Annotated in this window: 20 protein-coding genes; 11 read left to right on the forward strand and 9 right to left on the reverse strand. The window is 37.2% G+C overall.

Annotated features, from left to right (window positions below):
- Window positions 1-9 precede the first annotated feature (9 nt).
- From rplW to V5M36_RS13685, 5 genes are all read right to left on the reverse strand, one after another.
- The gene (gene rplW, locus V5M36_RS13665; RefSeq protein WP_067661648.1) at window positions 10-330 is read right to left on the reverse strand and encodes a 50S ribosomal protein L23; all 321 of its coding nucleotides are present in this window, start codon (window positions 328-330) and stop codon (window positions 10-12) included.
- The gene (rplD, locus tag V5M36_RS13670; RefSeq protein ID WP_338559956.1) at window positions 327-929 is read right to left on the reverse strand and encodes a 50S ribosomal protein L4; all 603 of its coding nucleotides are present in this window, start codon (window positions 927-929) and stop codon (window positions 327-329) included. The genes rplW and rplD overlap by 4 nt, the downstream gene beginning before the upstream one ends.
- 11 nt (window positions 930-940) lie before the next feature.
- On the reverse strand, window positions 941-1,579 hold the full coding sequence (rplC, locus tag V5M36_RS13675; protein WP_338559958.1) for a 50S ribosomal protein L3: 639 nt from the start codon (window positions 1,577-1,579) through the stop codon (window positions 941-943).
- A 59-nt stretch (window positions 1,580-1,638) separates the two neighbouring features.
- Window positions 1,639-1,950: a 30S ribosomal protein S10 gene (gene rpsJ / locus V5M36_RS13680; protein ID WP_004725677.1), complete on the reverse strand. Its 312-nt coding sequence runs from the start codon at window positions 1,948-1,950 to the stop codon at window positions 1,639-1,641.
- 265 nt (window positions 1,951-2,215) lie between these two features.
- Window positions 2,216-2,956 carry a type 1 glutamine amidotransferase gene (locus V5M36_RS13685; protein WP_338559961.1) on the reverse strand — a complete coding sequence of 247 codons (741 nt, stop codon included), beginning with the start codon at window positions 2,954-2,956 and terminating at the stop codon, window positions 2,216-2,218.
- A 151-nt stretch (window positions 2,957-3,107) separates the two neighbouring features.
- Here V5M36_RS13685 and V5M36_RS13690 point away from each other — a divergent pair, with 151 nt between their 5' ends.
- The 6 genes from V5M36_RS13690 to V5M36_RS13715 all read left to right on the forward strand — a co-directional run bounded on the left by V5M36_RS13690 (window position 3,108) and on the right by V5M36_RS13715 (window position 9,508).
- The gene (locus V5M36_RS13690; protein ID WP_338559963.1) at window positions 3,108-4,373 is read left to right on the forward strand and encodes a PLP-dependent transferase; all 1,266 of its coding nucleotides are present in this window, start codon (window positions 3,108-3,110) and stop codon (window positions 4,371-4,373) included.
- Window positions 4,374-4,395: 22 nt separating this feature from the next.
- Entirely contained in the window at window positions 4,396-5,979 is a 1,584-nt protein-coding gene (locus V5M36_RS13695) for a helicase HerA-like domain-containing protein (protein ID WP_338559965.1), read from the forward strand.
- 146 nt (window positions 5,980-6,125) lie between these two features.
- Window positions 6,126-6,890, forward strand: a complete 765-nt coding sequence (locus V5M36_RS13700; RefSeq protein WP_338559967.1) for a globin domain-containing protein — start codon at window positions 6,126-6,128, stop codon at window positions 6,888-6,890.
- Window positions 6,891-6,982: 92 nt separating this feature from the next.
- Complete coding sequence (locus V5M36_RS13705; RefSeq protein WP_338559969.1) at window positions 6,983-7,426, forward strand: RrF2 family transcriptional regulator; 444 nt, start codon at window positions 6,983-6,985, stop codon at window positions 7,424-7,426.
- 91 nt (window positions 7,427-7,517) lie between these two features.
- Complete coding sequence (gene yihA / locus V5M36_RS13710) at window positions 7,518-8,441, forward strand: ribosome biogenesis GTP-binding protein YihA/YsxC (RefSeq protein ID WP_338559972.1); 924 nt, start codon at window positions 7,518-7,520, stop codon at window positions 8,439-8,441.
- Window positions 8,442-8,563: 122 nt separating this feature from the next.
- Window positions 8,564-9,508, forward strand: coding sequence for a metal-dependent hydrolase (locus V5M36_RS13715; protein ID WP_338559975.1), 945 nt, complete (start codon window positions 8,564-8,566; stop codon window positions 9,506-9,508).
- A gap of 103 nt (window positions 9,509-9,611) precedes the next feature.
- Here the strand turns inward: V5M36_RS13715 and V5M36_RS13720 are convergent, their stop codons facing one another.
- On the reverse strand, window positions 9,612-10,862 hold the full coding sequence (locus V5M36_RS13720) for a dicarboxylate/amino acid:cation symporter (protein WP_338559977.1): 1,251 nt from the start codon (window positions 10,860-10,862) through the stop codon (window positions 9,612-9,614).
- 615 nt (window positions 10,863-11,477) lie between these two features.
- A complete protein-coding gene (locus V5M36_RS13725; protein ID WP_338559980.1) occupies window positions 11,478-12,353 on the reverse strand; it encodes an acyl-CoA thioesterase in 876 nt (291 codons plus the stop codon).
- A gap of 304 nt (window positions 12,354-12,657) precedes the next feature.
- Between V5M36_RS13725 and plsB the strand changes: the two genes are divergently transcribed.
- From plsB to V5M36_RS13750, 5 genes are all read left to right on the forward strand, one after another.
- Window positions 12,658-15,228 (forward strand): glycerol-3-phosphate 1-O-acyltransferase PlsB, encoded by a 2,571-nt coding sequence (plsB, locus tag V5M36_RS13730; RefSeq protein ID WP_338559982.1) that lies wholly within the window; start codon window positions 12,658-12,660, stop codon window positions 15,226-15,228.
- Window positions 15,229-15,385: 157 nt separating this feature from the next.
- Complete coding sequence (locus V5M36_RS13735) at window positions 15,386-15,703, forward strand: hypothetical protein (protein ID WP_338559984.1); 318 nt, start codon at window positions 15,386-15,388, stop codon at window positions 15,701-15,703.
- Between the two features lie 402 nt (window positions 15,704-16,105).
- Window positions 16,106-16,291 (forward strand): YqaE/Pmp3 family membrane protein, encoded by a 186-nt coding sequence (locus V5M36_RS13740; RefSeq protein ID WP_338559986.1) that lies wholly within the window; start codon window positions 16,106-16,108, stop codon window positions 16,289-16,291.
- 263 nt (window positions 16,292-16,554) lie between these two features.
- Complete coding sequence (locus V5M36_RS13745) at window positions 16,555-16,908, forward strand: hypothetical protein (protein ID WP_338559987.1); 354 nt, start codon at window positions 16,555-16,557, stop codon at window positions 16,906-16,908.
- A 732-nt stretch (window positions 16,909-17,640) separates the two neighbouring features.
- Window positions 17,641-18,066, forward strand: coding sequence for a hypothetical protein (locus tag V5M36_RS13750; protein WP_338559989.1), 426 nt, complete (start codon window positions 17,641-17,643; stop codon window positions 18,064-18,066).
- Between the two features lie 250 nt (window positions 18,067-18,316).
- On the opposite strand, the gene V5M36_RS13755 is transcribed toward V5M36_RS13750, so the two are convergent.
- Entirely contained in the window at window positions 18,317-18,811 is a 495-nt protein-coding gene (locus V5M36_RS13755) for a GNAT family N-acetyltransferase (protein WP_338559991.1), read from the reverse strand.
- Window positions 18,812-18,938: 127 nt separating this feature from the next.
- Window positions 18,939-19,337, reverse strand: a complete 399-nt coding sequence (locus tag V5M36_RS13760; RefSeq protein ID WP_338559993.1) for a hypothetical protein — start codon at window positions 19,335-19,337, stop codon at window positions 18,939-18,941.
- Between the last annotated feature and the right edge of the window lie 168 nt (window positions 19,338-19,505).

The following is a 19,505-nucleotide window of genomic DNA, read 5'->3' on the forward strand; positions in this document are numbered from 1 at the left end:
TTCTCGTCCTTATTCCGCTGTGCTTTCAGCGGTATCGCCCAAGTCAGCCATTTCAACATCTTGGCCAGCTTTCAGGGTGACGTATGCTTTTTTAACATCAGAACGACGTCCTAATGTTTTACCAAAGCGCTTAGTCTTACCTTTAGTGATAGTCGTGTTAACTTTAACAACTTCTACACCAAACAATTGTTCAACTGCTTTTTTGATTTCAAGTTTGTTTGCGTTAATAGCAACTTTAAAAACTTGAACACCAGCAGCCTCACCTAAAGCTTGTGCTTTTTCTGAGAATACAGGCCCTTGAAGGACTTGATAGATACGTTCGTTGTTCATCCGAGTTCTACCTCAATTTTCTTAGCAGCAGCTACAGACATAACAACTTTGTCAAACGCAATCAAGCTAACAGGATCGATTGTTGCAGCATCAACCACATCTACATGTGGAATGTTGCGTGCAGCAAGATACAAGTTCTCATCAACAGCATCTGTAACGATCAACGCGCGAGTTGCGTTTAAGTCGTTAAGCTTTGCAAGCAATTCTTTAGTTTTTGGAGCTTCAACAGAAAACTCTTCAACTAAAACTAAGCGATCTTGACGAACAAGTTCAGCTAGGATGCATTGCATAGCACCGCGGTACATTTTACGGTTTACTTTTTGAGACCAATCTTGTGGGCGCGCAGCAAAAGTTTTACCACCACCAACCCAGATCGGGCTACGAATAGAACCAGCACGTGCACGGCCCGTACCTTTTTGACGGAATGGCTTACGACCACCGCCAGATACATCACCACGTGATTTTTGAGCTTTAGAGCCTTGACGACCACCAGCTAAATAAGCTGTAACAACTTGGTGTACAAGAGCTTCGTTGAACTCACGTCCAAAAGCAACTTCAGACAATTCAACAGCAGAGCCGGAAACAGTATTTAAATTCACAATATTTCCCCTCAAGCCTTGATCGTAGGACGAACAGTAACGTCACCACCAGTAGCGCCAGGAATTGCACCCTTAACAACTAGAACTGAACGCTCAGTATCGATAGACACAATTTCAAGACCTTGAACTGTTACGCGTTCAGCACCTAAATGGCCAGCCATTTTTTTGCCTTTGAACACGCGACCAGGTGTCTGGTTTTGACCAGTTGAACCTAGAGAACGGTGAGAAAGTGAGTTACCGTGAGTCGCATCTTGAGTACGGAAGTTCCAACGCTTAACACCACCTTGGAAACCTTTACCTTTAGATTGACCAGTTACGTCAACAACTTGACCAACTGTGAACAATTCAACAGTAAGCGTACCGCCAACTTCACGACCTTCAAGATCAGCTTCTGTAGCACGGAATTCTTGAACTAAACGACCAGCAGCAACACCCGCTTTAGCGAAGTGACCTTTCTGAGGATTAGTTACGCGAGATTCGCGACGTTCACCAGTAGTGATTTGAATCGCTTGATAACCATCAGTTTCAAGCGTTTTGATTTGAGTGATGCGGTTAGGATCAACCTCAATCACTGTAACAGGCACAGAAACACCAGCATCTGTAAAGATACGTGTCATACCGCACTTGCGACCGACTAAACCAATAGCCATGTGCATAAACCTCTAAAAAAGCGGCTTAATTAACTTAGAGTGTTAATTAACCGAAAGTCTTAACCCAATGCGATCTGAACATCAACACCAGCTGCAAGATCCAACTTCATCAATGCATCAACAGTTTTATCTGTAGGTTGAACGATGTCGATCAAACGTTTGTAAGTGCGGATCTCATATTGGTCACGCGCATCTTTGTTAACGTGTGGTGATGTTAAAACGTTAAAACGTTCGATGCGAGTTGGCATCGGAATAGGACCACAAACTTGTGCGCCAGTACGTTTTGCTGTTTCTACGATCTCTTGAGAAGATTGATCAATTAAACGATGATCAAAAGACTTCAAACGGATACGGATTCTCTGGTTAGACATACCAGTAAACTCCAAGCCAAAAATATAAAGAATCACCCATGACGCATCTCCCCTCATATAAAACAAGGTGAGTGTCAAAGGCAGTGAAAATCACTAAGGTCATGATCGATGCCATGACTGTAACGACCTAAACAACACAATCGGTCGTTTAGCCCTTAATATTTAAGGGTCGCTTATTATAGCGATTGTTTAACCGTTAAGCAAACCTATTTGGTTAAATTATTTTATTATTGCCAACTCTCTGACTTAACTCACTGTTTATTTTTTAATCTTCATTTTTAGGATTTAAAACATAGTCTATAGCTGAGTTGAGTAGTGAGTTCCCGGGTGCAAACTGATCAGTTTTAGACTTTTTTAAAATATCGATTTGTTGAATAAATTTGGTTGAAAATTGCTGCTCATGCTCTTCGTTATCAATAAATGCGGAAAGTACTTGTGGTGTAATTTCTGGGTGAAATTGAAATCCCAATACATTTTTTCCAATCTGATAAGTTTGATTACTACATACTTCATTCTCTGCCAAACGAATTGCACCTTTAGGAATTTCAAACGTTTCACTGTGCCATTGCATAACTTGAATTTCATGCGGCATTTGAAAGAGATCTTGAGACACGAATGGACTTCTTTTGACAGCTGTCCAACCCAACTCTTGCTCTTTATTACGACTTACATTCGCACCGAGGGCATGTGCAATCAATCGCCCACCCAAACATAATCCAATGGCTGGCTTCCCTTCAGATAAATATCGTCGAATCCAACGCTTTTCAGTTTTAAGCCATGGGAAATTCACCTCATCATTAACACTCATAGTTCCACCCATGATCAGCAGCAGATCGACTTCATCTATACTCGGCAGCGCTTCAATTTCCAAAGATTGTTCTATGGGAAGTGCAAAGAATTCTGTCGCGCTAATCTGTGCATTGAGGGATTTTAGATAGTCATAGCAACTCCCAAAACCCTCACCTGCAATATGTTGAAAATAATGAACCTTTAAATTTTTCATCAAAGCTTTACCTTAGTTTTATTATATTATTCTTGTGCTTGCAAAATTGAAGCCAATAAAATCGTTCAATATATTTCTAAACAAATGATTGCTTTAATTAACAGGATAATTGTGTTTTCTTACACTCATCATATTTTTAATTTATGGGTTGTTCGTGAAATATAAGCCCCACACTTCTTTGATACATGCGCCTCGCAAAGCACCTCAATTTATTTCAACGATCCAACCCCCTATTTATCGTGCTTCGACGATTATTTTTGAAAACACCGATGCGCTTTTTAATCGTCATTGGACAGATGATTATGATTATAGTTATGGAACACACGGCACACCGACTACTTTCACTCTAGGTGACAACATTGCACAATTAGAAGGCGGTGAATATTGCCTCCTTGCACCAAGTGGTTTGTCCGCCATTAACTTGGTGAATAGTTGCTTTTTAAGTCATGGAGATGAAGTCTGGGTATCGGACAATATTTATGGTCCAAATATGGAACATTTACGTAGTCTCGAATCCAAATATGGAATAGTCGTAAAAATCTACAACCCGATAGATGTGACGAGTTTTCAACCTTCCGCAAAAGCCAAGCTGATTTGGCTTGAAGCTGCGGGTTCTGTCACCTTAGAGTTTCCGGATTTAATTGGCCTCGTAAACAAAGCCAAAAGCCTTCAAATATTGACAGCATTGGACAATACTTGGGGTGCAGGTTTAGCCTTTAATGCATTTAGTTTTCGTAATAAAATTTCGAGTGAGAAAAATTCTAAGGGGGAAAGTTTTGGGGATGAACATATTGATAGTGAAAATTTGGCGGTGGATATCACTGTCCATGCATTGACCAAATATCCAAGTGGCGGCGGCGATATTTTAATGGGATCAATCGTGACCCAAAATAAAACGCTTCATCACGCTTTATTTCGTATGCATGCTTTGCAAGGCATCAGTATCTCTGGTGACGATGTCGCCCAAATCCAACGCAGCTTGGCCTCTATGCCTTTAAGGTATCAACATCAATCACAAAGCGCCCTCAAGCTAAAAGACTGGTTAAAAGAACAAGTAGAGTTCAATCAAGTTATCCACCCTGCCGATGAGTCATCACCAGGCCATAAGTATTGGAAAGAGATTTGCCAAACACAACAAAGTGCTGGGTTGGTCAGTGTTATTTTCAATGAAAAATATAATTTGACGGATATCCGTTATTTCTGCGATAACTTAAAACTATTTAAGCTTGGATTCAGTTGGGGAGGTCCGTTAAGTCTCGTTATGCTATACAACCTCAATGACATGCGTCAGCTTAAAAACTCACATTTACAACCCGGTTTATTGGTTCGTTTTTGTATCGGACTAGAAGAACCTGAAGACTTAATACAAGATATAGAAAACGCGCTCAAACAACTTCGTGAGCACAAAAACAAAGAATAACCATATAAAACTAGGAAGAACAATGGGCACACCAATTATTATCGCAAAGAAGACAGCAAACACTCTGCAAGATGTCGTTTTACATTCTCAACTCGCCAACCGACATGGCTTAATCGCAGGGGCTACAGGTACAGGTAAAACAGTCACCTTAAAAGTTCTAGCTGAAAGTTTTTCAAGAATTGGAGTTCCTGTGTTTTTAGCAGATGCCAAGGGAGATGTTTCAAGCCTTGCCAAAGCCGGCGAATCTAATCCAAAATTTGATGAACGTATCAAGAGCTTAAATATCGCATCCATTCCTTTCTCAGCTTCACCTGTGGTGTTTTGGGATTTATTTGGAGAACAAGGTCATCCCATTCGTACCACAGTCTCTGAAATCGGCCCCTTACTCCTTTCACGTATGCTTAATTTAAACGATACGCAAGAAGGTGTGCTATCCGCTGTTTTTCGTATCGCAGATGATCAAGGTTTATTGCTGATTGATTTCAAAGATTTAAAATCAATCATTAGTTATGTCAGTGAACATTCCGCAGACTTTAAAGCTGAATATGGCAACCTCTCTCCAGCAAGTCTCGGAGCTATTCAACGCAATCTCTTAGCACTAGCAGATCAAGGTGGTGATCAGTTCTTTGGTGAACCCGCTTTAGATATTATGGATTTCATCCAAACTGACGCTGAAGGTCGTGGCAATATTAATTTATTGGCTGCAGATAAATTGATGAATACGCCAAAACTATATGCCACTTTTTTACTCTGGATGTTGTCAGAACTGTTTGAGCAACTGCCAGAAGTCGGTGACATGGATAAACCCAAACTGGTGTTTTTCTTCGATGAAGCACATTTACTTTTTGATAATGCAAGTTCTGCTCTGCAAGAAAAAATTGAACAAGTGGTCCGTCTGATTCGCTCCAAAGGTGTAGGGATTTATTTTGTGACACAGAATCCTCTGGACTTACCAGAAAGTGTTTTGGGACAATTGGGAAATCGCGTTCAACATGCGCTTCGAGCGTTCACCCCCAAAGATCAAAAGGCTGTCAAAACAGCAGCAGATACCTTTAGAGCCAATCCAGAATTTAAAGTTGATCAGGTCATTACTGAGTTAGCCGTGGGCGAAGCGCTCATTAGCTGTTTAGATGAGCAAGGAATACCACAGATTGTAGAACGTGCTTGGATCATGCCTCCACACTCCTCCTTTAGCCCAATTGATATAGAAAAACGCAAAGAGTTGATGCGTCAAAGCATCGTGGCTGGCATTTATGACGATGTCGTTGATCGTGAAAGTGCTTTCGAGTTACTTCAAAATAAAGTTGCTGAACGCCAACAACAAGCTTTGCAAGCTGAGCAAGAAAAAGCTCAAGCAAAAGAACAAGATCTGCTTTTAAAGCAACAATTAAAAGAAGATGAGGCATTGGCCAAGCAGCAAGCCAAGGAACAAGAACGCATTGCACGTGAACAACAGAAAGAAGCTGAGCGCAGCGCCAAACAACGTGAAAAAATAACGCAAGATATTGTAGGTACATTTGCAAAAAGTGCTGCCCGAAGCCTCGGTGGAACAACAGGCCAAAAAATTGTGAGAGGCCTACTCGGCTCTCTCTTCGGTAAAAAATAATCACCTCTTCATTTACATCCAAATAAATCAAAATATGGAATATTTTTATATTCCATATTTTTTTTAAGGAATTTATTATGACGCTATTGTATTTTAAAATTTAAAGATGTATTTTTAATACACCTTTTAAAACAGATTTCAACGCCATGAATCCACAGCATATTGAACTCATCAAAAATACGGTTCCAGTTCTTCGAGAAAATGGGGTCGCACTTACAGCTTATTTTTATGCGCGTATGTTAAAGAATAATCCAGACTTAAATAATGTATTTAACTTAGATCATCAAAGTACGGGCCGCCAATCACGTGCTCTTGCATCTGCGATATTGGCTTATGCTGATAATATTGAAAATCCAAGCGTTCTTGCTAAAGCCATTGAGCACATTACAACAAAGCATGTCAGCCTCGATATTCGTCCCGAACATTACGCTATTGTTGGTGAAAACCTCCTGCACTCGATCAGCGAAGTATTAGATGTTCCTATGCAATCAGATCTCATTGCAGCATGGGAAATTGCCTATACTCAACTCGCTGAAATTTTAATTGGCGTAGAAAAACAGAAATACACAGATCTTGCAGCTCAACAAGGCGGATGGTCAGGATGGAGAGGCTTCGTGGTTTCCAATATTGAAAATAGAGACAACGGAAAGCGCTTTACCCTAACACCTCAAGATAAACAACCCGTCACACCTGCTGAAAAAGGTCGTTTTATTTCAGTAAAAGTAAAAGTTCCAAATCACAGCTTAGAGCAACCGCTACAGTTTATATTTTCAGAAGATCAAATAGATCAGCACTATACTTTTGAAGTGAAAGCTGAAGATAAATCCTCTGAGTTTTCAGTGGCAAATATTTTGTTAAATCACTATCAAGTCGGTGATACTGTCCAAGTAACAGCACCGGTTAAGTCATAGTTTAAACTGGGCTTCATCTATACTTAGCCTGAATATTTTGTTTTTAGAATCTTTCAGGCTAAGATTATATGAATTAAACTCTATGACCCATTATGCAGCTTAATAAATTTTCAGACTATGCTTTACGGGTGTTGATGTTCGTCTCTAGACCACGAGAGACTCCCTATACGATTGCAGAAATTGCGGCTAAATTGGAAGTTTCAGAAAATCACTTGGTTAAAGTGGTCCACTTCATGTCCAAAAAAAATTGGCTGATCACCACGCGTGGTAAAGGTGGAGGCATTCGCCTTAACCCCACAGCTCTAACCTTGTTTTTAGGTGATATTTTAAGAACGCTGGAAGCGGATGATCACATTGTGAATTGTGATACCCCTCCTTGTGTTCTACGCCAGCACTGCGGTCTAAAAGGTATTTTAGATCAAGCTGTTAATCAATTTTACAATCACCTCAACCGCTATACTTTGGCAGACGTCCTCAGCCAACCACCCATCATAAAAAGCGCACTCAATTCCACCATCCCCCTTCTCGAACTTTAAAAAGAGCTTTGAAGAACCTTTACAAAGTTCGCTTGCTTTAGCGACTTCCTTTATAATGCATGTTGTTAGATCATTTTATTGAAGTTGAGTTATGCATCGCAGTAGTGGAAAGTCTAAGAACTCTAAGACATCAAACGCACCTAAACAAAAGATTAGCTATGAAAAAACGGTTGATCCTGCGATTTCAGAGTATGGTATCTCAGCTTTAAATTGGTTACGACGTGCCGAATTTCTTATGAGCGCACCAAAGCTTAGTATCTGTGTCGAAGATACAGGTTATGAAGTTGCTTTTGCTGGTCGTTCAAACGCAGGTAAATCAAGTGCAATTAATGCCTTAACCAATCAAAAGCAATTGGCTCGTGCATCTAAACGCCCTGGTCGTACCCAAATGATTAACTTCTTTAGCTTAGGTAATCCTGACCAACGCTTAGTCGACTTACCGGGTTATGGTTATGCCGCTGTACCCGAGGCAATGAAAATTGTTTGGCAAAAAGAATTAGAAAATTATTTAATTCATCGACAAAGCTTGCAAGGCTTAGTGTTACTCATGGATATCCGCCATCCACTGCAACATTTTGACGTGATGATGTTAGAATGGGCATATTCACGTAAACTATTTGTCCATGTACTTTTAACAAAGTCAGATAAATTAAATCGTGGCCCTGCCGCTAAAGTGCTGCAAGAAGTTCAAAACTCATTGAAAAAAATGAAATTAAACTTCTCTATCCAATTATTTTCTTCACTTAACAAACAAGGCTTAGAAGAATTAGCCAGTGTTATGGGTGGTCGATTGAATTACACCCTAGAACACAATAATCTTTTTGATCTCGCGAATATTCCAGAAGCATCTGATGTTGATGTTGATGTTGATGTTGATGTTGATGTTGATGTTGATGTTGATGTTGATGTTGATGTTGATGTTGATGTTGATGTTGATGTTGATGTTGATGTTGATGTTGATGTTGATGTTGATGAGCAAGATTTAACAGAAGAAAAACAACGATCAGATCACTAATTTACATTGTTTGACAATAAAGTTCATCATTTGATAACGGATTGTCCCCTAATGCTAATAACATTTGGGGACTTTTTTTTATACTGAATTTAATGATCACAAAAAAAGTTAAGGAATGTGTGATGAGCTTATTATCAAAATTTAAAAATAGTCGGATTGGATCTTCTATTCAATATCACATTAAACCGCGTAAAGTTAAATTTGAATGGAAAGATACACCCATCGACTGGATTCCTGGCCAGCCTTTTGCCAGCTATTTTATTAACGAAATTAATAATATCCTCCCTGAAGGAGAGTTTTGGTTTTGTCGCCTTTATAACAAAGTACTTCCCCAAATTACTGACGAAAAATTAAAAGAAGATGTTCGGGCTTTCATTCGTCAAGAAGCGATGCATGCGCAAGCACATAATTCTGCAAATAAAGAATATTTAACGCTGCGTAATATCGATATAGAACGTAATTTAAAAATCATGGATTTCTTATTCGGCAAAGTATTGGCAGATAAACCATTGGGTATTCCTGTTCCAAAAATATTAAGCCATCAATGGGATTTATTTCGCTTAGGTATTATTGCTACAGTTGAGCATATGACCTGTGTTCTGGGTAAATATGTTCTGTATAACAACACTTGGGAATCTTTAGGCGCGGATCCAAATATGCTTGATTTGGTGAAATGGCACGGCGCTGAAGAGATTGAGCATCGTACTGTTGCTTTTGATCTATATCGCCATTTGGGTGGTGGCTATATCTCACGTTATTATCAAAGTATTATCGTGATCATTGGCGTTATTACGCTATGGGTCGATGGTGCTGCGCATATTATGGGACAGGATCCTCGTTATCAATCCGTTAAACCAAGTGTATTTAAACCTTGGATTTGGCGCGAATGGTATCGTATCGCACAAGAAAACAATAATATTCTTCCAAGCCCATTTTGGCTTATTTCACAACAACTGGGTTATTTGACCCCTTGGTATGATCCAGTCCATGAGGCCAAAACTGAAGACGCTATTGCATACTTAGATGAATCTCCAGCTGCAAAACGCGCTGCTTTAAAAGTTGCATAAAGCAAAAGCCTTTGACCCAGACTAAAAAATGCCACTTCACGTGGCATTTTTTTGTGATTTATATTTTATCTTTTTAAGTTTAATCTCAATAGCAAAATTTGATTCAACCACTGCGCTCTAAAGCATCTTCATCTTCTTTGGTAAAACGATCGACAACCACACTAATCATCATATCCCCTTGAACATTCACCACAGTTCGCACTGTATCAAGCAAACGATCGATCGGAAGTAGAATCGCAATCGCTTCCGCAGGCAAGCCCACAGATTGCAATACCATAATCATCGTTACCATACCTGCACTTGGAATCCCCGGTGCACCTAGTGAAGCAATCATGGCTGTTGCACAGACGATCAACTGCTGTCCGAGCGTTAAATCCAAACCCATCAAGTTTGCAATAAACAGAGCCGCTGCAGCTTCATAAAGCGCAGTGCCGTCCATATTTAATTGTGTGCCCAGCGGAATGACAAATCCTGCCGTTGCTGGACGCACCCCTAAATTCTCTTGTGCACATTTCAATGACAAAGGCATCGTGGCTGAACTAGAGCTGGTTGCAAATGCGGTAATTAATGCGGTACGTGCCCCTTTAAAAAAGGTCACTGGATTCATCTTGCCAAAGATCCATAACAACAGAGGTAAAACGACAATACCGTGAAAAATGGTTGTGCCTGTGACCACGGCAGCAAACTCTGCCAAACGACTTAAAACAGATAAATCCTCTGTCGCGATAAGCTTCGCCAATAATGCAAAAATACCAATCGGAGCAATTTTCATCACCCAACCAATCATCAGCAACATAATTTCAAAAAATTGCTGACTTAAGTCTTTTACTGTCTTGAAGCGTTCACCACCTTTCACCAGTGCCACACCAATCATTAACGCAAACAGCACTACAGCCAACACATTACCTTCAGCAAAAGCCTTAAATGGGTTGATCAATGTATTTTGGATAAAATTGGTAAAAAATGATGAAGCCGTTAAAGTATCAGGGGTTTGATGTTGTTGCATCGCATCTTGAAACAACGCGATATCGACGCCTTTGCCTACACCGAATAAATGAGCACACGCCAAACCTAAAATGAGCGCCAAAGTCGTTGTCGTTACACAACAAGCCAGTGTGATTTTCCAAGTTCTACCCAGCTGACCGCCTGTTTGTAAATTCGATACCCCGACCACGATTGAACTAAAAATCAGTGGAATCAAAAGTAACTTTAACAAACCAACAAAAATACTACTGGCCAGACTTAATCCATAAACGCTGCCCGCAAAAAATTGCGTGTCTGGAAATAGATTGAGTAAAAAACCATAGGCCACACCCAAGACGGCGGCAATTAAAATTTGGGTATTTAAACTCATTTGCACTGCTTTTAAGAATAGATAATCGCCACTACTATGCCATGCCGGTTCAACATAATCGATATTAATTTGTCACAAGCTCTGCTGATATTCTGCAATTTCATCTGTATAGCCAAGCATTGCGAATGTAAGACATCGAGTCAATTTGTTCCACTTATGCTAGACGATTAGATCTCTTCCATAAGTCGAAACATGATCAATGAGTGGTCATAAATTCATACGTAAAAATCCCTTCTCCCTTTGGGAGAAGGTTAGGATGAGGGAAAACTCATGATGAGTCTGTTGTATGAATAATGACTTTTGAAAAAAGTCCATTATATGAAAAAAATTATAGAGGATAATATTTCGAATAAATCCAAATTGAATTAAATCGATCTAAACTTTGGCTCATTACATTATTCAAGAATAGGTTTTATGATGATCAATGTTTATCGCTTTTTCGATGCATCTAGATTTGCTCTTCATTTATATTTTTTTTACTTCTATAATTTTTGCATTTCGCTTGAGAAACGAGTAAATAAAAAAGAGCCGGATTTTAATTCCGACTCTTTTTTTTGTTGTTAATAACTAATTCTTCTAGTGCTGAAGAATAAGCTCTATTTTGACTATTAAATATTATTGAGTTTCAATTTCTCGAATGCGGATTAAACCTTCTTGAACGGTGCTACAGACTAACTCTCCGTTCTGCCACATACGACCAAAATTCAAACCGCGCGAACTTGCTGTCACCGTGGCATCCATATCATAAAGCATCCACTCATCTGCCTTAACAGGCTTATGGAAATAGATTGCATGATCAATACTGGCACATTGCACACTTGGTGTTAGATAATTAACTCCATGAGGCTGCAGCGCTGTGGTCATAAATGAATAGTCTGAATAGAAAGCAACAATTGCTTGATTCAGCGAAATATCATCAGCAAGCGTCTGATCAAGTTTATCATATGTTTTCATATAGAACGCATTTGATGGCGCTTCAGGTTGTGGCTGAAAAGGATTAGACAAATTAACAGGTTTAATTTCTACCTGTCTTGGGCGCATAAATGCTTTACGAATATTTTCAGGAATAAAGTTAATCAGATTTTCTTTTAACTCTTGTTCCGACTTTAACGTTTCTGGTTCTGGATAATCAGGCTCAGCAATTTGATACTCCAGCCCATCTTCTGGTAATGCAAACGACACCATTGCAGAAAAAATAGTTCGTCCATGTTGAATTGCACGAACTTGACGACTTAAAAAGCTTTTACCATCACGAAGTTTATCAACCTCATAAATAATCGGGGCATTAACATCACCACCAAATAAGAAGTATGCATGCATGGAATGTACAGGACGGTCCGCAGTATATGATGCTGCACGTAATGCCTGAGCCAACACCTGACCACCAAAGACTCGTTTACCGACTAGGTTTCGACTTTGTCCACGAAAAATATGCTCTTCGAGCTTTTCCAATGTTAATAAATCAACAAGATCTTGAGTTAAATCGTTCATAACCAACCTTTCTTTTCGTGCATCAATATCGATTCTATTGAAAAAATATTTTTCAAATCGAGATGAGCATACGCTTCAATTTGTCTATAGTGCCATAAAAGCAAAGCAAAAAACTAAAGTTTGACTGACTGTATTGTCATAATCTTTATTTGGTATAATCAGCCAAAATACGATTATTAACGATAAAATCTGCCAAATATTATGTAATTTGTTAGAAAATGACATATTGTTTTGTGCACAGATTTCAGAAAATAATTGCCCTTATTCGCTTCAATGCGTTTTTTGTCTTTGGCTAGGAGTTTTTATGTCCAAGAGTGGCTTTGGTCAAATGTATCGTCGGCTTTCGAGTAAGCTGCTTGACCTAGTAGTAACACCGCATGTTCTTGGAGAGGTTCCTACAGAAAACCCATCTTCAGACACTCCAGAATCATCTGAAAAGCAGCAAAAAGTTGTTTGCTATGTTTTACAGAACTATTCCCGTAGCAATGCTTTAGTGGTTGATGGTGAAACACGCCGCTTAAAACTCACACCTGCATTGGATCCTTTGGTTATAGGGGAACATGAAGAAAAAGTTGCTGTGCTATTTTTACAGCATCACGATGAGACCAATTTATTAAATCCGTCTCAACATGCCTTTCCTCCTCGTTTAATACGTTTTATCGAGCTTTTAGACAAATACCCTGAAGCGGATATCGAATTGGTTCCTGTAAATATCTTATGGGGCCGTTCGCCAGACAAAGAAGATTCATTATTTAAACTTTTATTTACGGATACTTGGGCGACGCCGAGCACCGTTAAACAATTGGTGAATATTGGTTTGCATGGTCGTCAGTCTTTCCTAGAATTCCATGAACCTAAATCATTACGTTCATTGGTGAATCACGCTAGAGAAACCTACCCGAATCTGTCACCAGCCACGTATATCATCAATCAGTTAAATGATTATTTAGACCGTCAAAGAGAAGTCGTGTTAGGGCCTGACTTATCTGACCGACGTAACGTGATGCAATCTTTGATTAAATCTCAAGATGTTCAAGATGGTATCCGTAAAGAAAGCATTCGCTCTAAAATCAGTATGATTGAAGCTGAACGACGTGCCATTAGTTATGTTAATGAAATTGCGTCGGATTATTCTCATTCCGCTGTACGTTTTGCTGAGCAAGCATTAACACGCCTGTGGACACAACTTTACGATGGTGTTGAAGTGCATAACTTTAATACTGTCCGTGAGTTGGCCAAAGATTATGAGATCATTTATACCCCATGCCACCGCAGCCATATCGACTATTTATTGTTGTCGTATGTGATTTACAAACGTGGAATGATGGTGCCTTACATTGCGGCAGGTGATAATCTCAACATGCCTTTCGTGGGGCAATTACTGCGTGGTGGCGGCGCATTCTTTATTCGTCGTACTTTCCGCGGAAATGCACTCTACACCACCGTATTCAAAGAATACCTGTATAGCATATTGTCTCGTAACACGCCTTTAGAGTACTTTATTGAAGGTGGTCGTTCACGTACTGGACGTTTACTTCCTCCAAAAACTGGCATGCTTGCAATGACAGTTCACAGCCATTTACGTGGACGTGCTAAACCGATCGCGTTCGTTCCAACCTACTTTGGTTATGAGCGCTTGATGGAAGGTGCAACCTACGTCGGTGAAATGAATGGCAAACCTAAAGAGTCAGAGTCTATCTTTGGGATCATCCAGACCTTACGCAAAATTGAACGTATTTTTGGTAAAGTCTATGTCAATTTTGGTGAGCCCGTATTCTTAGATGACATGTTAAAACAACATGGCGCTGAGCATATTAAGATTGATAAGAATGATGATGCCATTCCACAAGAAGTGTCAGATGCAGTTAACAGTTCTGCAAAAGCGATCTTAGAGAACATCAACCGTGCGGCAGTGATCAATCCTGTTTCGCTACTTTCTCTGATTTTGCTGGCAACAAACAAGCACACCTTAGATGAAGAAATCTGTATCAAGCAACTTGATACCTATCGTGATCTATTAACCGCTTTGCCTTATGACCACCGCATGCAAGTGACGCCATTATCAGGCAAAGAAATTATTGCTTATGGTTTAAAGCTTAAACTCATTAAGCGTGTGAAACATGTGCTTGGCGATATTATTGCCATTGAAGACAATCAAGCGGTTTTGTTGACTTATTTCCGCAATAATATTCTGCATGCTTTTGTTTTACCTTCATTGATTGCATCAATGGTTGAGCACAACGGTAAAATCAAAAAGTCAGATTTGGTTAATGTAATTCGCACTCTCTATCCATTCTTAAAAGCAGAATTGTTCTTAAAATGGCAAGAAGATGAGTTAAACGAACAGATTTGTAGTTATGTCGATGCTTTAGCACAAGCGAAACTCATCACGCTTGATGATGAGGAGATGCTCTACAGCCCTGCCCCTAACTCAGAAGATCACAATCAATTGGTTGTTTTGGCTGCACCTGTTATGCAGAGTATCGAACGCTATTACATGACGCTCGCTTTAATTACTCAACGCGGTTCAGGAAATATCTCAGCCAAACAAGTTGAAGATCTAAGTCATTTGTTGGGTCAACGCTTATCAGTCTTATATGAATTCAACTCACCTGAGTTCTTTGATAAAGCGTTATTCCAAAGTTTCATTCGTGTACTGACTCAACAAGGTTATATTCGTACCAATGATGAAGGTGCAATTGTATTTGATGATGCATTTAAAAATGTAGCTCAGTATGCTGACCTTGTTTTAGATGACGTTACTTTACAAATGCTTCAACACATCACGACTTTTACTGATGAAGAGCTTAAAGATGCTTTAGATGCGATGGCGGCTCAACAAGCCAAAAAACGTTTGAAGCGTAAGAAGAAGTAATTGCGAAGACTTGTTCCCTCTTCATTTTGGGAGGGAACAAACATTATATTTCAGTATTTTGAAATAGAATTATTATCAGCTGTCTCGTAATCATTGTCATTTTTCTTTGATATTACAATCATAATCAGTATTCATTATATTTAAGAAGAATTCGAAAATGAATAATTTATCAAAAAATTCTCCAAAAAATCCCTTAATTAAATCTTGGTTTGGATTTGTTTTAGGTGCAATCATTGTTGGGATTAGTCTAGTAGCCTTAACAATGAATTTCACTATTTCTGGGCTCTTAAGTACATTGGGCTTCCTATGTTTTTGGTATCCGTGGAGCCAAATCACAGGCTGGAATAATCCAATAAAGATTTTTTTCAAAGCGAACGATCAAGTAATGAGTAAATCGATTACATATTTAGCACTGATTGCAACACTACTCTTGATAAGCTCAACTGTTCTACGTTTAATGAATATAGCTCACTAAAATATCATTGAAGACAATACTGTCTGTAATACCTTCAGCTTTAAATGCATCCGTGCTTGCAAAGACATGTAGGCTTATAAATAAAGCTACTGAGTAGATCTCTTTCATAAGTCGAAAAATGATCATTGAGTGGCCATACATTGATAGGTAAAAATCCCTTCTCCCTTTGGGAGAAGTTTAGGATGAGGGAATACTCATGATGAGTCTGTTGTATGAATAATGACTTTTGAAAGTAGTCTAGTGTATAAAAAATAAATCTATTTTGAGCAATCAAATTTAACTTCTTTTCAAAAAATGTCAGCTAGTTCTTTACGTCATTTAAACGTTTGAGCAATAAGAAAGAAGCACAGATGACAAATTAATAGTGCTAAGATTTTTTATTGTTTTTTTGGAGTACTTTTTATGAGATTGATATTGGCGTTAATTTTACCTTGGTTAGTGTTTTTCACCATAGGTCGCCCAATTGCTGGGATTATTTGCTTGATTTTACAAATCACTGTTTTAGGTTGGATACCTGCTGCGATTTGGGCTGTGTATGCTTTATCTCAATATAAAACAGATCAGAAAATTAAAAAGGCTATGTTATAAAAATACTACACTTCCATTTTTGATTTAATAAAAGATTAGATTAATTCCTACTCTGTGATTAAGATGACAATTTACTCAGCGGATAAGTTGGTGAAATTCATCTTGTACTACTATCATCGTAAAAATACGTTAAAAGCCCACTTAACGGTGGGATTTTTTACAGTTTGTATAATTCGTATTATTTTAATTTAGTGTACTGGTTAAAAGCTTTAATATTAAAATATTAATTTAATATCAAAAGAAAAGTAAAAAAGGAATAAATTTTGTCACCAGATATAGCAGAAATAATATTTAAAATACTAGTTGTTTTATCAGCAAGTGGTATTATTTTTTGGTTGATTTATATGACCATTAAAGATAAATCAATCTATGAGTTTTCAAAAGAAAATCAGAGATTCATCGTTTATAATTTATTGATTTTTAGTGGTATTTTTGCCATTTTTGATTTTACACCAGCTGATTCATCTGATTTAAGAAAAATAGATCAGTATTTAGAGAAAGCGAAAAAAGAGAAGAATCAAGATTTAGTATTAGCAATCAAAAAAATTAAAATGCAGCCAAAAATCACCATGAAAGATAAAAAATATATTGATAAATTAGTAGAAAAAGATATCTAGTAAAAGATTTTTATAAAATAAATCTTCATTTAACATGATAGATATCATCCAAAGAAACAAATTTGTATAAATTGGATTTTCAATTCTTAATAGATTTTATTGGTATATCATATCAAACCTGCTCAAAAATAAGCCGACATGTATTTGAATCAATTTTTGAGGATATTTTGAGATTATTTAAAATGATTTAATCATTGAAAAAACTATAATTTTCAAAATTAGATTTCGCACAAAGCGTATTATATTAATTTTAGAAATCCTTATAAATCTGTAACTATAATTCCTAAAGTAAGTGAGTAAATTGGAATGAATATTAAAATTTTAGAATCTCACTACCTTAATTCACAAACAAATCAACTTTTACAGCAATATTTGACTAAGCATCATTTACCTAAGAAAGGCTTCTATCATGTTGTTGCGATAAGGGATCAGACGATCCTTGCTTTAGGAATGCTTTATATTAATAAGACACATCCTTATCGTGACTATATTTTATTTCATAAGGAATAAGACTATTTAGATGTTAATCTATTCTCAAGTTTGATTAAATTTTTGGAAAAGAACTCCAAAACACATAAATTACAGATGTTAGTCAATTCTAGAGATTCTCACATACAGGATTTATTCGAATCACATGATTTCTACATCGCCAGAACGACTTATTGGATTGAATTAAAAAAGTTAAATGAATTGGTCACTGATACAACAATAAAAACTAAAAGTTTAAATCAGATGTCTGTAGATCAATGGATAGAATTTAAGAAGTTATTCTACATTAACTATAGTCGATATCATGAAAGTGTTAATCGTTTAGCTCATGGAATTTCTCCTGATCAACTGTTCGCAAATTTAGACAATATAAACTTAGTACGATCAAGAATCCTCTTAAATAGTAATTATGATCTCTGTGCTTACATGCTGATTGGCAACTCAGAAGACAATTTAATAGAAATTGCATATATAGGTGGGATATTCGAAGAACATCTAAATGACTATTTCGTCTTTTTTTATCATGAATTAGTGACATTACTCAAAGAATATAAAACTATTTATTTTGAAGCTGATGATTCTGACTTTTATATTTCTGCATTAATGCAAAAATATAATTGTGATGTGACAAATTCATTTTACACATTTATTAAAGATATAGAGCAATAATTATTTACTCTTATTATTTTCCAAATTTCACCATGACCACTTTAAACTTTATTTAATATAATGGACGTTATGCGAACTCTAATCTTAAAATTCATTATTTTTCAGAAACTTAATCATTTTACATAATCTCAAATCATCCCCAAAAACCGACCTCGACACATGTCAGTTTTTTTTGAGCAGCTTTGATATCTTTTGCCTATGGTTTTGGTTGAATATCGATCTATTTTTAAAATAAGAAGTTCTTCACAAATTAATTTAGAAACAACTTCATAAGCTGCTCATCAATGTATTCATCACCATCTTTCAATGCTTTAAATTCGATTCCATAAACTTCAAAGTTGAATTTTTTATAGAGTTTTACAGCCTTAAAATTATCACTAGCAACGGTAAGTAGTATTTGTTCTATATGTTGCTTGGCGTAATTGATAACAGTCCTAAGCAGCTCATTAGCGACTCCCAGGTTTTGGAATTCAGGGATAACAAAAACACTAGATAGATAAGCTTTATGAGACATTTTAGCGACACCTTCTTTCGTTAGTGTGGCTAAAGCAATCATTTGCTCTTCATTATAGACGCCGAAGACAATCGAATTATTTATGCAATCTTGGAAAAAACTTAATGGTTTTCCAATTTCTATCTCATAGTTAGACCCAAACATTTTAGGTGCTATTTTTAGAGCTAAGAGTCTAATAGTTCTAAAATTAATTACGTCATTTAATGTTAAAATTTTGATAGTATAGTTCATCTTGTTTTTGATATATTGAAGTTTAGTCCATCATATCAAAATCCAGATCCACACGTAAACGGAAGAGTGCTATATGCGTTTTGCATAAGAGATTTTATGTTAAATAGGGGGATTAAGATTCTCTAAATTAACAATTAAATTCAACAATATTGTCTAAGCTTGGTAACATTTTTAAAAAATTCCCCCACTCTTTGATAATTTTATAAAAGCATTCAAAACTCATATTTTCATCATATTTAGTATCATTATATCCCCAATAAATCAAAACATTTGTCTTAGTTATTTCCGCTCCCCAAGCATGAAATGCCCACATGTCATAGTAATTTAATTCACCAGTTGAAATTTTTTTAATTTCAATTAGTCCTTCATCTACCCAATTGCTTAAACATTTTAATCCATGACCTTCGTCATGATTTAAAAAATTGAATATTAACCCTTTAAAGTTATCGGGTGCATCATAACTTTTTTCTTCTGGAAATAGGTCACCGTCATTCCATCTGTCTATCCAAAAAAATTTTACTTTCATTTCTTTCATTTATTAGAATAATAATTAAGTTTCCCTAAAATTAACATAATACACGTTATGCGAACTCTAGAGTTTATCTTTATTTAATTCAACTGTTTATCACTACTATTGAAGACCACTTATCGCTAGGTGGGCTTTTTTTAATGACTCTTACCGTTCCACGCTGCT

It is taken from the genome of Acinetobacter sp. KS-LM10 (assembly GCF_036896575.1).
Taxonomy (GTDB): domain Bacteria; phylum Pseudomonadota; class Gammaproteobacteria; order Pseudomonadales; family Moraxellaceae; genus Acinetobacter; species Acinetobacter avistercoris.